We start from the raw sequence: 15,949 nt of genomic DNA on the forward strand, positions 1-15,949 counted from the left end.
ACTTTCGATTAGCGCAGAGCGCAACTCCGCAGGAACCGCAACTCAACACGAGCCATAATTCCTTGTACGCTATACCCTAATTGCTCATTTTAGAATTGCTCATTCTATGGACGTTATTCCTGCGATCGATCTACTAGACGGTAAATGCGTACGGTTATACCAAGGAGATTATAATCAGTCACAGGTCTTTCACGACGACCCGGTGGCGGTAGCTCGGCAGTGGGTAGAAGACGGGGCGACTCGGCTACATCTTGTTGACCTCGATGGCGCAAAGGCGGGGCGTCCAGTCAATTTAGACGCGATTCGGGCGATTGTGCAAGCGGTAGATATCCCCGTAGAAGTCGGCGGCGGGTTGCGAGATCGCAGCAGTGTTGCCGATCTGCTCGCCACTGGAGTGCGTTGGGCGATTCTCGGAACGGTTGCTGTCGAGCAACCTGAACTAGTCACGGAGCTTTGCACCCAATTTCCAGAACAGATCATCGTCGGCATTGATGCCCGCAACGGCAAAGTAGCGACCAAAGGTTGGCTAGAAACTTCAGAAGTATTGGCAACGGATCTGGGCGATCGCATGGCAAAACTGGGAGCTGCCGCCATCATCTACACCGACATTCACCGCGATGGTACGCTTCAAGGCCCAAATCTAGAGGCGCTCCGAGAAATCGCTTCTGTGGTAGACATTCCAGTCATTGCTTCGGGCGGCGTCAGTTCGATGACCGATCTGCTGAGTTTATTAGCGCTAGAACCGCAAGGCGTGACGGGCGCGATCGTCGGTCGAGCCATCTACACAGGGGATGTATCGCTAAAAGAAGCCGTGCGGGCGGTAGGTCAAGGACGTTGGCAAGACATTCCACCAGACTTCGGTTCCTCCGCGATCGCTTAAGTATTTCAGTAATATTCGCTATAAATCCGCTGCCACTGAGTTAGCCCTACAGAGAAAGGGCTTTCGCAGTAAACTGTCTAACGACCTCGCAAATCACAATCTATGGCAACCATCAACGACAATTACCTGAAGCTCAAAGCGGGCTATCTTTTTCCTGAGATTGCCCGTCGTGTTAACGCCTTTGCCGCCGACCATCCCGATGCGCCAATCATTCGGTTAGGAATTGGTGACGTGACTGAGCCACTGCCCGAAGCTTGCCGCACGGCGATGATCAAGGCAGTCGAAGAAATGGGCGATCGCGCTAACTTTAAAGGCTACGGTCCAGAGCAGGGGTATGAATGGCTTAGAAGCGCGATCGCAACCCACGATTTTCAGGCTCGTGGTTGCGACATTGATGCGTCAGAAATTTTTATTTCCGATGGCTCGAAATGCGATACCGGAAATATGCTCGACATCTTTGGCGATCGCAACACGATTGCTGTCACCGATCCGGTTTATCCGGTGTATGTCGATACGAATGTAATGGCAGGACATACGGGCGAGGCAAACGAGAAAGGTGAGTTTGGTGGCTTAGTCTATTTACCGATTACGGCGGAGAACCAGTTCACGGCGCAAATCCCCTCACAGAAAGTAGATCTCATTTACCTTTGCTTTCCCAACAATCCGACAGGCGCAACGGCAACCAAAGAGCATCTCAAAGCGTGGGTTGACTACGCCAACGCAAACGGCTCGATTATCTTCTTTGATGCGGCTTACGAAGCGTTTATCACTGATCCAAGTTTGCCGCACTCGATCTACGAGATTGAAGGCGCAAGAGACTGTGCGATCGAGTTTCGATCGTTCTCCAAAAATGCAGGCTTTACCGGAACGCGCTGCGCCTTGACCGTCGTACCAAAAACTCTCACTGCCAAAGCTGCCGACGGATCTGATGTTGAGTTGTGGAAGCTCTGGAACCGCCGTCAATCCACCAAATTTAATGGCGTGTCTTACATCGTGCAACGCGGAGCCGAAGCCGTTTACTCTCCTGAAGGTCAAGCGCAAACAAAAGCACTGGTAACCTTCTACATGGAGAACGCTAAAATTATTCGCGAACAATTAACAGCCGCGGGAATTAAAGTTTACGGCGGTACAAATGCGCCTTATGTCTGGGTACAAACACCTAACAGTTTGTCGAGTTGGGATTTCTTCGATAAATTGCTAAACACTTGCCATGTTGTTGGCACTCCAGGTTCGGGCTTTGGCGCAGCGGGTGAAGGGTACTTCCGCATTTCAGCGTTCAACAGTCGCGAGAATGTAAATGAAGTGATGAAGCGGATCACAGAGAAGTTTAAGGTGTAGGGAAGTTTAAGATGTAGGTCAACTTTCTCGTTAGAAAATTCTGTGTCCTGGTTAAACAGCTAAGAATTGAGGGAATCCAGACGATCGGTGATCAGCTCGCCGCTTGATTGCAAGCGTCGATGTAGACAAAGGGTTTACTAAAACTGAACCGCTTGGAGCAACTAAGCGCTGTTCCAAGCGGTTCAAGAATTAGAAGATTGACTTATTTTGTTTCAGACCCTTTGCCCGCTTTTTCGGCGATTTTCTCGATCTTGCTACCTGCTGCAATCAACCCTTTACCAAGCTTGTGCAGAGGACCTTTCACGCCCCGCTCAGCTTCGTCACCGATCGCATTGGTCTGCTCGCCCAATTTGTGCAGCACCTCAGCAATTTCGGTTGCTTCTGACCTCTTGCCCTTCAAAAGCTTTTTCAGTTCCTTCAAGCTCGCCGACAGGTCTTTGATACCGTCTTCCTTGTGACCCTTGAGGAAGTCCACCCACTCTTCGATCGCATCGATCGCCACGTCGGATTCTACCTCAGTAACATCACCGTGTAGAAGTTCAGCGGCGGATTCGAGGTCAGGCGCATTGTTTTGCTCAGTCGCTTCTGCCTGATGTTGCTTCGCTTCTTTGGAAACATTCTCATCGTGCTGAGCTTTACTTCCGCTTTGAGTTGCCATATTTACAAATTTCTTTTTTCTACTTTTTGAACACTACACAACACAGTAAAAAAGGCACAATTTCTTTCCCTCTCTCTAGGGAGCAACTTCAAAATCGTTCAATCGGATGAGGATTTTGGCGACGATATTTCACACTCACTTTTTTCAAACCCGAAGCTCAAAACCCTTTGGCCTGCTTAAATTAGCCCCATATTTAACCATACTTTCAAAGGATTTCAATGATCTGTATCACACACAAAGAAAGTTGAAAACATCTCACTACAAAGGCAAACGACTTTCCGTGTTTCTGCCGAACATACCTAGAAGAAGCTTTGCTCAGTACCGTAAATCGACGATGGTTTCTCCTAGGGCTTAAATCGACAATAAGCTCAACGCTGATGTGAACGACGGACCTTTGTACAGATGATGGCAACTCAATCTTCTCTCCGCTCTCGTGGTATGGAATTACTGGTCTCCTATCACCAAAACCCCTCGGTTCGAGTCAGAAACCAGTTAGTGCAGATGAATGCTGGCTTAGTTCGGAAAATCGCTCACCGGGTTAGTCACCAATGTGCAGAACCCTACGAAGATCTAGAGCAGATTGGCTATCTCGGTTTGATTCGCGCCATTGAGCGATTTAACCCCAATCAAGGCTGCGCTTTTAGCTCCTTTGCCGTTCCTTACATTCGGGGTGAAATGCTGCACTTCTTGCGCGATCGCGCTGGTACTGTTAAGATTCCCCGCCGTTGGCAACAACTCAATAAAGAAGGACAGCGCGTTCGTGAACAGCTATCCGAAGCAAACGGTCGCCAACCGACCGACGACGAGATTGCAACGGTACTAGGTGTAACGCTCAACGAATGGCGAGAGAGCAAGTTAGCTGCCAAGAACCGTTTGCCCTTGAGTTTAGACGCAACCGTGTGCCAACAGCTTGATTCTCCCATGACGCTCGGCGATACCTTGCCCGATGCTCGCTATCAAGCCCTGCAACATCTCGAAGAAGATCGTCAGCAGTTGCAGAAGGCAATGAACCAGCTAGAAGATAAAACTCGGCAAGCGATCGAATATGTTTTTTTGCACGACCTGTCTCGTAAAGAAGTCGCCGAACAGATCGGAGTTAGCCCGATGACAGTGACTCGTCGCATTCATCGCGGCATTCAGCAGATGGTCGGGTTGCTTCAGCCTCAGGTACTGCAATCTGATCCTTAAGTTTGACCAAGAAGCGCTCTAGCAGAGCCTTTGTGTCCATCATCTAAAGTCTATCGAGTTTTGCCGGATTGAAGATTCTTCAGTCCGGCTTCCTTTTTTGGGGCTTGCAGACCTTTTTTTGGGTTGCAGACAAAGTGGATGTACGGTAACAATGAAGACGAATCGGAAGACCGAATCATGATTGCGACAGAACAGTGTTGACTAATATTGACTAAGTTATTGACTAAGTTAGGAGGAATGGATGTGCGGTTTTGCAGGAGCTTCACTAGAAAAGTACGACGGAACAACCTCGCTGTTGGTCTCTCAATTGGGCTAAGTCTAGTATTATTCCTGAGCCAGCCTACTTTCGCACAAGAGCCTGCTGCACAAGAACCTGCCTCACCTATTCCAAGTCTGCCTAAACTGGCGTCGCCGCTTGAGTTACCGAAGCGTCTCGGTAATTCGCTGATACCTGACGCCGAAGTGCAGAAGGGAGAGGTGCGCTTGGATGGTTATCGGTTATTTACGATCGCATCGTCCGTTGTTCGCGATTCGACTCAAAATAACTCGACTCAAAATAATTCAACAATGCCGCTGCGAGTTCGCATTGAGGGAATTGAAGCGACACTCAACCGAATTGCGAAACGGAACCTCGACGAAGCCAAATTGAAAGTGAGTTCAACGATCGATTCGAGCAGCAATCTGCCGGTCATTTCAGTGAATGGCCAGTATCTGATGACGGTAACAACCCTAGATGCTCAATTGCAAGGGCAAGAGCCATCTGCTTATGCCGAAGAGTTAACCCAAATTATTCGGTCGGCATTGCTGCGATCGCGGCAAGAACGGCAGTCTGATTTTTTGAGTCGGCAGGTTCTTGTGGCGCTGGGGATTGTGCTTAGCCTAGCTATTGCGAGTCGAGCCTTGGCTCACGTTCAGCGACGGCTCAAAGAGCAGCGCGATCGCATTACCTCAGAGATCCCACCTGTTCCCTCGACTCAAGAATTATCTCCTCATGAAACGCATCTGATTGTGCAGCAACAGATGATGAAGCGGCAGCAGCGTAACTTCAAGGATGTCCAACGTCGTCTCCTAAAACTTGGACAAGCGGTGATTTGGAGTAGCGGCGGGTTCGTGCTATTAGGATTGTTTCCTTACACTCGTTGGCTACAGCCAATTGTGCTATCGACGCCATTAAGAGTGGTCACGATTATATTAGTGACTTATGTTTTGATGCGAGTCAGCGATGTATTGATCGATCGATTATTTCGCGTATTAGAAAAAGGCGATTTTATTTCTCTAAAAGACTCTCAGCGAGTTTTTCTCCGATTGTCTACCTTTTCTAAAGTAGCGAAAAGTTTAGCTGCGATCGTACTCATTAGTATTGCAATTCTACTAGTTTTATCTTCAATTGGCATCCAAATTATCCCACTACTAGCAGGAGCAGGAATTGTTGGTTTAGGAATTTCGCTAGCCTCTCAAAGTTTGATCAAAGATGTGATTAATGGGTTTTTAATTTTATTAGAAGATCAGTACGCTGTAGGTGACATCATTCAGGTTGGTAAAGTCAGTGGCTTAGTTGAATCGCTTAATTTGAGAATCACGCAGTTACGCAACGCAGAAGGGCGCTTAATTACCATTCCAAATAGTACTATCACTGTTGTAGAAAATTTGTCGAAAGATTGGTCACGGGTAGATTTGTCGATCGTAATTTCATCTGACACCAACTTGGATCGTGCCATACAGTTGATTCAAGAGATCGGCACTGAATTGAGCCAAGCTCAGGACTGGCAGGAGAAAATTGTAGAGCCACCGGAGGTACTAGGAGTCGAGGATTTTAGTAGTAATGGCATCACGATTCGAGTCTGGATTAAAACGCAGCCACTACAACAGTGGAACGTAGGACGCGAGTTTCGCCGTCGCTTGAAGTTGGCTTTAGATTCAGAAGGGATTGAAATCGGAGTACCGCAGCAAATTTTCTCACTCCATGAATCTCCAGAAGACAAGGAAAAAAAGGAAAATAGAGGCGAGCGAGATGGCAGCTTGAATCCGCTGAGTAAGAAAACAAACTCGTTAAGTAACAATTGATAAAACGGAAGCTAGGGTCATGACTTTGTTTCAACGCTCTGTTTCAAGAGGTCAACCTCGAGTCATTGGTCGGGACAGCGACAATAATGTTCATGAATTGAGGAGGTGTTGACGTATTTGAGGGCCTCTGTAGCGGTTCGCATCGTTCTAGAGCAGCACTGTGCGAGATAATGTGATGGCAGTCCTCGTTACGATGGGTCACAATTTTTCATCACTTCTGGAGCTTTTATCAGTTGCACAATATCTAAATATTCCAACCCTTCAATGGAGTATTTTGGCCTGCGTTCACACCTCGGCTCAGAAGCAAACTTCCGAAGCCCTAAAGATCTTTGGTCGGATTTTTGAGAAGATCCAACGTTAAGATTAGATCACCCTCACCTCTCCCTTGCTGATGAATCGCTCAGACCGCTTTACCGATACCGCCCTTGGTCTCATTTCGACCCAAAGTTTCCCTGCGATCGTAGGGACGGCAGACATGATGCTGAAGTCAGCCGGGGTAACGCTTGTCGGCTATGAAATGATTGGCGGCGGCTTTTGTACGGCCGTTGTTCGGGGTGGCATTTCTGATGTGCGATTAGCGATCGACGTGGGCAAAGACACTGCCGAGCAATTTGGGCAAGAGGTTTCAACGATTGTGATTGCTCGACCCATGGCAAATTTAGAAGCCGTGTTGCCGATTGGCAGTAAGCTTGCACAACTCGCGTTGGGTCAAGAAGGCAATCGGTTCCGAAACTTAGCAGTGGGACTTCTAGAAACGCGCGGATTTCCAGCGATGGTCGGCGCGGCAGATGCCATGCTCAAATCTGCTGATGTGACGTTCACAGCGTACCACTCGATTGGCGCAGGGCTGTGTACTGCGATTATTCGAGGAACGGTTGCGAATGTGGCGATGGCAGTCGATGTGGGCATGCAAGAAGCCGATCGCATCGGAGAACTGCACTCTGTGATGGTGATTCCACGCGCTCTAGAAGATCTAGATCAGACCTTACCACTTGCGAAATGCTGGCTCGAAGAACTACAGCCACTCCAAATTCCAATTCAAGTTCGCGAAGTAGAGCGAGAGCTAGTCGCCCTTCCAGAGCTTCAGAAAGCGCCTATCCCCTTAGCGGCTCCTCTTTCCCAAGACAAACAACTCCCCGAAGCACGAGCAGTAGAATTCCCTGAGCCAGCAGCCGAACCTATTGCCGAACCTATTGCTGAACCTATTGCTGAACCTGTTATTGAACCGATCGTCGAAAACGAACCCCTCCAATTCCCTGAGGAATAACGGGCGTTGCTTAATCTAGTGCTGCATTAAGCAATAGACGAGGGATGAAAAAAGGATCAGAGCTGATTTCATCCCTCGTCTATTGCTTACGAATTTTTGGCTTACGAATTTTTGACTGAATCGCGCTTTCCAAGCCAATACCGAGTTGCTGCCAATGCTTCGGGTATCGCGAGAGCGAAGGAGGCAAAGGAGGCCAGCGTTGCGACTTGGCAGTAGGCGCAGAGGGCTTCGTTCTCGCTCCACTCCTCGCGCGCTAGCTCCGCAGACAGCACCGAGTCCATCAGCGTTTTGCCTGCCATCGCGATCGGTAGCCAGGGAGTATTCCGCGCTCGATCCTTACCCCCTGCGCTCGCAAGCCAAGCGGTAATTGCGTAATTGAGTATCATCAGCGGACCATCTGGCGAATTAAAGCGGCTGTAGGCGTAGTTAGAAGCATCCACTTTGCTTGAATCAAAAATGGGGATGGGAGGATCGGGTAAGTCACTGATCACTCCAGTTTGATAGAGTGTGACGATTTGTCCCATCGCTCCTCCCAACGTAGATAGTCCAACAATTAAGCGGCGGCGAGTGAGGTCGTCGCTCTGCCCTTTACGCAGTTCTTCGCTAAGCTGTCGTGGCTCCATTAGCTGTTTTGTCTCCTGGTGTTTAAGTTGGCACTGCCATCCGCCGTTACACTTATGGCAGCATTCTGCACATGGGGGCAGTTCCCTTTCATGGTGGAGATGGAAACCCTATGGAACACCTAACGCTAGAAGGAGTTTTGAACTACAAACACACCTTTTTCAAGCGACAGGTTTACTCTCGTAAACTTCATCGTGCGAGTAATTAGCGGATAGCCGTTTGCCACCCTGTCGGTAGTAGACCGTTGTTTTACTTACAAGTTGTTTTTTACAAGTTATTTTTTACTAAAACGTTGCTGTAAGACATTCTGCATCCCTCAATTTTTCCCTCCGTGAGAACCTCCCTCTAAAAGGGCACTCTACGCCTGTAGTTTCCGTATGGTTTGATGTCGGATGCATCTGCCCTAATTGCTCATCAATTTGAACGCGACACCCATGCCGTTCGGATTAAGAAATTAATGCTCTATGCCTGCAAAGACTGGTGGGAGAACGATTCTGCTCGTTTAAGTGCTATTGATTTGGAAGAATTAGTAGACGAACTTCGCCAGCGCTATCCGACTTTAGAGCGACTGCGATCGCATCTCAATCATCTAGTCGGCATGCTGAACAAATCCGCTGAATATCAGGTTGTTGCACAGTTCATCACCACTGAGCTATCCGTGCTTTACGTGACGAGCGGTTCTGACAGTGAGGCAACGACGCAGATTGTCAGCTCATCACAGCCTGTAACCCCTCACGCAAAAATTGCACACCTTTTGGAATCTGATGCCAATCTCAGCCGCATTAAGAAACTATTGATTTGTGTGTGTCGAAAATATTGGGAAGCGAATCCTTATGTCATTGAGCAAACGTTGCTAACAGATTTGCTTCAGGAGCTAACAAAAGCATACGCCACGCTTGACTGCCTCCGAGTTGGATTAGCCGCCGCCGTCAAAACCTTGAATAAGCCGATCGAGTATGCCCTGATTGCAGAAGCCATTTTGCAGGTGATCGAGCCGTTGTATTCCATCGAGATCCCTCCTGCAAAACCGCCCAGGCCGACAGCAACGGATTTAGCCCCAACAGCGGAAGCCTATTCCCCATCAAAGCCGCTCCCCATCGATTTATTTGATCTGCGGTTAGAGATTTTCAAGTACACCAATCCGCTCCGCGCTAAAATTTTGCTGTTTTCGCTGGCTTACTATCGGTTTGAGTTTCGATCGCAGGATTGGTCCAACCTTAAGCTCTACAGTTTAGAAGGGTTACTGCGAACAATATTGAGTCAAGCGGTTAGCACAGAGTGCACCTCAAACCGCACGGCACTAGAAGATCTGCAACACAGGCTCCAAGAGATGGCGCAACAGTTTAGTGATCCGTCTGAACTAGGAGGTGGCAACGAGTATCTCGACGTTGGACAGGCGCTAGTCAAGGCGCTAAAGCCAAACTATAGTGTGCTACAGCAGCAAATTCAGCACGCTTTGCAGTCAGGCAGTGCTGCCGATATCACCTGTGCCAGTCCCACTCAAGTTGTGGCCCAACCTTCTGCGTCTCCAGAACCACATCAAAGCCGCGATTCGCTCCGCGAAGATCCAAAGGGTCGCCAGGAAATTTTGGGGAGAACTATATGAACGCTGAAGAATTACTACAACGCTATGAAGCAGGGGAAACTAATTTCTCTAAACAAAATCTAAGTAGCGCAAACTTAATGGGAGCAGACCTCATTGGAGTGGATTTGAGCCATGCTGATCTCCACAACGCGACTCTGGTCTTGGCATACCTCAATCGATCGAACTTAACCTCGGCAAATTTGCTGGGCACAAAACTGTGTGGGGCAAACCTGAGCCAAGCCGACTTACTCAACGCAAACTTGCGAGATGCTGACTTACAAGGAGCCGTTCTCTACAACGCCGATTTACGAGGGGCTGATTTAGGTCTAGCCGTACTACTGGATGCAAATTTGATCGGGGCAGACTTGCGTAACGTCAATTTGAGCGGAGCCGACTTGCGGGGAGCCTGTCTAAAAGGGGCAAACTTCCGGGAAGAGAAACGCTGCTACGACGGCTCAAACTTACGAGGAACGGATTTGCGCGGGGCTGATCTGCGCGGGGCAAACCTAGCAGGAGCCGATCTCAGTCGAGCCAATCTTGCAGGGGCGAATTTGAATGAGGCCAATTTGCGAGAAGTCGATCTGAGCCAAGCCAACCTGAGTGAAACTCGCTTGAACGGCGCGTTTCTAACTGACGCCAACTTGAGCGGAGCAAATCTCAGTCAAGCGAGCTTGCGCGACGCAAAGCTTAATCGCGCAAGGCTGAGTGACGCCAATCTGAATGACGCAGATTTAGCAGATGCGACCCTCAACGCTGCCAACTTGCACAAAACGAGCTTGCAGCACGCCAATCTTTACCGAGTCCGACTGAACCAAGCTGACCTGAGTCGCGCCAACTTGAAAAATGCCCACTTAGTCGAAGCGGTTTTGATTGAAGCGTACTTGGGTCGGGCAAATCTTCAAGGTGCAAACCTCACCCGCGCGAATCTTGCCAAAGCAGAACTCAGTAGCGCTCTACTAGGGGGAGCAATCTTAACAGGGACAACGCTGCCTGATGGAAGCGTGGAGGCATGACGAGGGGCAGATCGGAACACGGCTGGAGAGGTAACAATTTTAACAGCGGCGCGATCGCGCTTCATCAATCTAGATTTTTGCGCTAGCAGAGACTATGGTTGCCGTGTTGGAGATGACGATCGCGATTTATACTCTGTTGGAGACTTGTCCACGTGCTTTATTTTTGACATCTTTTAGAAATTCTTCGGCTCAGAAATTCGGGGGTGTGCTAACTATATATTGGCTCTTTTGTGTCTTCGTGTAGATGACTCCATCGCCCGAACCTAAAAATAATCCCCGAAATCCTTCTAGTAAACGCTTGTGGCTCGTGTTGCTCAGTCGCGTCGGCGTTCCGCTTGTCCTCGTTGGATTGCTTACGATCGTAGGTGGTATGGTCTATGGGTGGTTCTTTATCACGCAGAAACTTGCGCCGATAGTCGAAGCGAGTCTGAGTAAATCGCTCGATCGTCCGGTTCGGTTAGGTAAGATCGAGGGCGTTTCGCTGGCGAGTTTACGATTTGGCAAAAGCGACATTCCAGCAACAGCGACCGATCGTGATCGCGCGGCGATTGAGTCAGTCAAGGTTGGATTTAACTTATGGCAAGTGATATTGACCCGTAAATTAGATCTAGATGTCACATTAATTAAACCGAATCTCTATCTGGATCAAGATAAAGATGGAGCATGGATTGAAACACAAATTTCTGCCCAAACGGATACGGGAACTGTCACCACAGAACTGAAATCACTTCGATTTGAAGATGCCACACTGGAGTTAGCTCCGTTTCCAGAACTTGGGAAAAAGAGAATTTCTGTCAATCTAAACCGCATAAGCGGTGACGCCAACATCTTCGATCGCAGCCGCCGGATCGCGTTTGACTTAGACGGACAATCGACCACAGGCGGTAAGTTTAATCTCAAGGGCGAACTGCTCAATAATCAGGGCGCAAATTTTAATTTCAACGTTAGAGGACAAAACTTTTTAGTCGCAGAAATCGATCGATTAGTGAAGTTGCCGATCGATCTGACGCAAGGACGAGGAAACGGAAACTTCAACGTTATTCTCCGTCCAAAGGCTCGCTCTATTGTAAAAGGTACAGCCCAGTTTAAAGATGTAGCACTACAAGTTCCTCAGTTGCCACAAACATTGACTAGGGCAACGGGAAACTTACAAGTTAATGACACAGTAATTACTCTAGAGAACACAACAGGAACGTTAGGAAAAATTCCATTGATTGCCAATGGCAAAATAGATACTCAAAAAGGATTTGATCTCGCTGCAACTGTCAGAAACTTAGCGATCGCAGATTTTGTAAATACCTTTAAGGTTCAGCTTCCGGTGGCGACCTCCGGAGTCGTCAATGCAGACGTAAAATTGACTGGAGCGATCGATCAACCCATTGTGTCCGGCAATGTTCGCAGTGCAAAACCAACCAAGGTTGATAGATTCACCTTGACTCAAGCGATCACAGATTTTCGACTCAATACCCAAACTCAGAATCTCGCTATTTCTAACCTGCGAGCAACGCCTACGGTAGGCGGACAGCTCAGTGGAGATGGTGTTCTGAATCTGGGCACGTCTCGAACAATCGCGTTCAACGTCCGGGGTGAGAATTTGCCAGGAGATCAGATCGCAAAACTCTATAATGCGTCTCCTTCCATTACCGTTGGTCGTGTCAACACTCAAGCGCAAATTAGCGGCACGTTAGATAATGTGCAAACGATCGCGCAGTGGCAAGCCCCTGAAGCAACCTATCCGGGCACTGGAGAAATTGCGATCGCTAACGGAAACGCTACGCTACGCAACACCGTTTTGCAAGTGGCAGACGGAACCGTAACCGCAACTGGACAAACCGTTGGGCAGCGCTGGGAAGCAACGGTTGGAGCATCGGGTATTCGAGCAGCTCAGTTTGTTCGATCGGTAGCCGGGCGGGTAAGCGGAAACTTTAAGTTAGCAGGGCGATTGAGTTCATTTAACCTTGCTGATATTCAAATTAATGGACAGGCTAGACTCACTGAAGGCATTGGCAACATCAACGCTAAGATCAATGCTATTCGAGGACAGTGGAAGGCCGATACGCAAATCGCAAGCATTGGGCTAAAACAATTTTCTCCAGACTTGCGCGGTCAGTTAACCGGAAATCTGAACGTGACCGGAACTGTGAATTCCTTCAGTCCCTCAAATATTCGCGCTAATGGACGAGTGCGATTGTCTGAAGGCATTTCTCTAATCACTGACCCGATCGCAGCTCAAATCGCCTGGAATGGTCGCAATATTAATGTTCAGCAAGCCACAGCTCCCGGATTTAGCGCTAACGGCACGCTCTTTACTCGCCTCGAGCCACGGCTTGAAATCACCGCGCTCGATCTCGACATCCGCACTACAGGCTATGCTCTCGTCAATCTCCCCATTCCTCGTCCCCCTGTAACCCAACTGAGCGGAGCCGTTGATCTGACTGGACGCCTCACCGGAACGCCTGCGGCTCCCAGAGTGGTCGGAAGTACAACGGTGCGGGGACTATCGCTAAACGGGATTGCTTTTGATCCGATCTTGCGCGGCAATTTACAACTAAATCCAACTGGAGGATTTAACGTCCAAGTAGCAGGCACTCGCGATGCGATCGCACTAGCGCTGAATCCGGCGTATCGACCGATTTCGCTCGATGTGCAACGAGGTAGCGCAACGGTCATCGGCAGAGCGACGGCAAATAATTTGTTTGCGGTTAACGTTCGACAACTAGAACTGGATGGCTTTATTCTTCCAGGGGTTAATACAGCCGCTTTGGGTGGTTTTGGTGGGCAGCTTTCAGGAAATTTCAACATTGATTTAGATCAACTGCGCGTGGTGAATGGAGCGTTAGCCGTAGACAATCCCCACCTCGGAACGTTTAGAGGAGAGCGAATTAGCACTCGCTTTGTTAATCGCAACAATGTGTTTCAGTTTGACGAAACGATCGTCAGAAGAGACAGCAGCCAATACGCGCTGTCAGGAAATCTAGATCTGCGATCGCAACCCCAATTTGATGGACAAGTTGTGGTCTCTCAAGGCAGACTCGAAGACATTCTGCAAACTCTACAAATCTCTCAAATTAGCGATCTGTCCCGTGGCCTTCAATCGCCCACTTATGGGAGGGCTGCTGATTTGAAAACCGCTGCTGTAGGAACACCAGAGCGATCGCTAGACGACCAGCTCAAACGGTTTTCAGAAATTATTGCGTTGCTCCGGCAGCGGGCAACGGCTCGCCAAGAGCAGACCATTCCAGAGCTAACCGATGTTCGCGGCGAATTTAACGGCACGATTGATTTTTCTGCCTCGCTGCAATCGGGAGTTCAGGCGGAGTTTGATCTGAGTGGAAAAAACATTGAATGGCGTCCCTACCCATCTTTTGCCGACGTAGTTAACGGACAAGTGCAACGCGATCCAAACCGCATTTTCACAGCCGAACAAGCGATCGCGAAAGGCACGTTAGAAAATGGAGTCGTCAATTTATCGCCGTTGCAACTGCGGTCAGGTGAAGCAGCAATCACGCTGCGCGGACAGTTTGGCGGCGAACAGCAGTCAGGACAATTGACGATCGCCAATCTACCCGTTGATGAGATTAACCGAATTTATCCCTTGCCCTTAGGTATTAGCGGTAGGCTCAATGCTTCTGCCTTTATTCAAGGACGGCGCGATAATCCTTTTGCTCTAGGAGAAGTAAACCTCACGGATGGATTTGTCAATGGAACTCAAATTCAATCTGCAACAGGCAATTTTAACTACACAAATGCTCGCTTAAGTGTGAGCAGTACGATTGCCATTGCAGGACCGGAACCGATTCAGATCGAGGGTAGCATTCCGTATCGTTTGCCGTTTGCAACGACGTTTCCCGAAAGCGATCAAATCGATCTCAAACTTGATGTCAAAAATGAAGGGTTAGCGTTTTTCAATCTGTTGACGCCGCAAATCGCCTGGCAAGGCGGACAGGGCGCAGTTCAACTGCAAGTAACGGGTCGCTTGCTTCAACCTATAGCAACGGGAACCGCTACCTTTAGCAATGCAACGATTGCAGCGCAAGCGTTACCTGATCCATTAACTGGCGTGACGGGTTCGATTCAATTTGATCGCGATCGCATCCGGGTTCAATCGCTCAACGGACAGTATAGCCAGGGTCAAGTATCGGCTCAAGGCGTGCTTCCCATATTTGGCACATTAGATTCGTCTGATCCGGACGCTGCTAATCTCTTAGGGGTCTCGTTAGATCGATTGGCGATTAACCTCAAAGGACTCTATCGAGGGGCCGTCAACGGTAATGTTTCTGCGGGAGGAACTGCCTTTGCGCCTCAATTAAGCGGGGAAGTCCGGTTGACGGACGGACAGGTCTTAATTCCTGACAATACCGCCTCTCTGACCGCAGGCGACTCCTCTCCTGATGAAGCAAGCGGCAATGAAGCAAGCGGAGCCTCATTACAACAGCCGTTAGAATTTAACAATCTCAAGCTGGTGTTAGGCGATCGCGTCCGCGTTGTCAGTCCTCCCATCATCAATTTTTTGGCGCGGGGAAACCTATTCGTCAACGGCACACTTAACAATCCCGAACCCGAAGGGACAATTGCACTGAAAGCCGGACAGGTCAATTTATTTACTACCCAATTTGTGTTAGCGCGGGGCTATCCACAGACAGCAACGTTCACGAGATCGCAGGGGCTTGATCCTACACTCGATGTCCGCCTCATTGCGTCCGTTCCGGAAGTGACGCGAAACCGCATTTCCACCACTAATATTTCTTCTGAAGTCAGAGATGATTCGCTGCTAGCAACTGGCTTAGGATCATTGCAAACCGTGCGAATTCAAGCAAAAGCGACCGGGCGGGCGAGTCAACTGTTTGAAAACTTAGACCTTACGAGCAGTCCCGGTCGAAGCCGTGGCGAGATCATTGGCTTGATTGGCGGTGGCTTTGTCAATACTCTGGGTCGCGGCGATAGTACGTTGGGTATCGCGAATCTTGCGGGTTCTGCGCTGCTAACCAACATTCAAGGCTTTATTGGTAATGCGATCGGGCTGAGCGAATTTCGACTCTTTCCAACGCTCCAGCGCAGCGATCGCCGTCGCGAATCGACCCTTGGTTTAGCCGCAGAGGTCGGCGTTGATATCACAGGTCGTCTGTCGGCGTCGGCGCTTCGCGTTCTCACTTCCGATCAACCAACCCAGTTTGGAATTCGCTATCGCATCAACGATGGGTTACTCTTTCGGGGTTCAACCGATTTTTCTGGCGACAGTCGGGCCATTTTTGAATATGAAACTCGGTTTTAAGCAGGTAATTCGCAATCAATCGTAGCGATCGTTAGGTTTTGGGTTCGATTCTGACTGAATTGC

General features: G+C 49.1%; 11 protein-coding genes. 9 read left to right on the forward strand and 2 right to left on the reverse strand.

The annotated features are described in order from the left end of the window. Positions 1–106: 106 nt before the first annotated feature. Positions 107–880 (forward strand): 1-(5-phosphoribosyl)-5-[(5-phosphoribosylamino)methylideneamino]imidazole-4-carboxamide isomerase, encoded by a 774-nt coding sequence (hisA, locus tag AC5I6P_RS19585; protein ID WP_495695462.1) that lies wholly within the window; start codon positions 107–109, stop codon positions 878–880. Between the two features lie 102 nt (positions 881–982). Continuing rightward, a complete protein-coding gene (locus AC5I6P_RS19590; protein WP_495695463.1) occupies positions 983–2,218 on the forward strand; it encodes an LL-diaminopimelate aminotransferase in 1,236 nt (411 codons plus the stop codon). A gap of 202 nt (positions 2,219–2,420) precedes the next feature. Here the strand turns inward: AC5I6P_RS19590 and AC5I6P_RS19595 are convergent, their stop codons facing one another. Then, a complete protein-coding gene (locus tag AC5I6P_RS19595; protein WP_495695464.1) occupies positions 2,421–2,876 on the reverse strand; it encodes a hypothetical protein in 456 nt (151 codons plus the stop codon). A gap of 402 nt (positions 2,877–3,278) precedes the next feature. Here AC5I6P_RS19595 and AC5I6P_RS19600 point away from each other — a divergent pair, with 402 nt between their 5' ends. From AC5I6P_RS19600 to ccmO, 4 genes are all read left to right on the forward strand, one after another. Next, positions 3,279–4,064 carry an RNA polymerase sigma factor SigF gene (locus AC5I6P_RS19600; RefSeq protein ID WP_495695465.1) on the forward strand — a complete coding sequence of 262 codons (786 nt, stop codon included), beginning with the start codon at positions 3,279–3,281 and terminating at the stop codon, positions 4,062–4,064. 243 nt (positions 4,065–4,307) lie between these two features. Continuing rightward, on the forward strand, positions 4,308–6,128 hold the full coding sequence (locus AC5I6P_RS19605; RefSeq protein WP_495695466.1) for a mechanosensitive ion channel family protein: 1,821 nt from the start codon (positions 4,308–4,310) through the stop codon (positions 6,126–6,128). Between the two features lie 175 nt (positions 6,129–6,303). Then, positions 6,304–6,489 carry a hypothetical protein gene (locus AC5I6P_RS19610; protein WP_495695467.1) on the forward strand — a complete coding sequence of 62 codons (186 nt, stop codon included), beginning with the start codon at positions 6,304–6,306 and terminating at the stop codon, positions 6,487–6,489. A 30-nt stretch (positions 6,490–6,519) separates the two neighbouring features. Then, positions 6,520–7,395 carry a beta-carboxysome assembly protein CcmO gene (gene ccmO / locus AC5I6P_RS19615; RefSeq protein WP_495695468.1) on the forward strand — a complete coding sequence of 292 codons (876 nt, stop codon included), beginning with the start codon at positions 6,520–6,522 and terminating at the stop codon, positions 7,393–7,395. A gap of 101 nt (positions 7,396–7,496) precedes the next feature. On the opposite strand, the gene AC5I6P_RS19620 is transcribed toward ccmO, so the two are convergent. After that, a complete protein-coding gene (locus AC5I6P_RS19620) occupies positions 7,497–8,018 on the reverse strand; it encodes a vitamin K epoxide reductase family protein (protein ID WP_495695469.1) in 522 nt (173 codons plus the stop codon). Between the two features lie 383 nt (positions 8,019–8,401). Here AC5I6P_RS19620 and AC5I6P_RS19625 point away from each other — a divergent pair, with 383 nt between their 5' ends. The 3 genes from AC5I6P_RS19625 (at position 8,402) to AC5I6P_RS19635 (ending at position 15,886) form a co-directional block, all read left to right on the forward strand. After that, positions 8,402–9,622 carry a hypothetical protein gene (locus AC5I6P_RS19625; RefSeq protein ID WP_495695470.1) on the forward strand — a complete coding sequence of 407 codons (1,221 nt, stop codon included), beginning with the start codon at positions 8,402–8,404 and terminating at the stop codon, positions 9,620–9,622. Continuing rightward, positions 9,619–10,614, forward strand: coding sequence for a pentapeptide repeat-containing protein (locus AC5I6P_RS19630; protein WP_495695471.1), 996 nt, complete (start codon positions 9,619–9,621; stop codon positions 10,612–10,614). The genes AC5I6P_RS19625 and AC5I6P_RS19630 overlap by 4 nt, the downstream gene beginning before the upstream one ends. A 244-nt stretch (positions 10,615–10,858) precedes the next feature. After that, entirely contained in the window at positions 10,859–15,886 is a 5,028-nt protein-coding gene (locus AC5I6P_RS19635) for a translocation/assembly module TamB domain-containing protein (RefSeq protein ID WP_495695472.1), read from the forward strand. Positions 15,887–15,949 lie beyond the last annotated feature (63 nt).

This window comes from Myxacorys sp., from assembly GCF_059501405.1.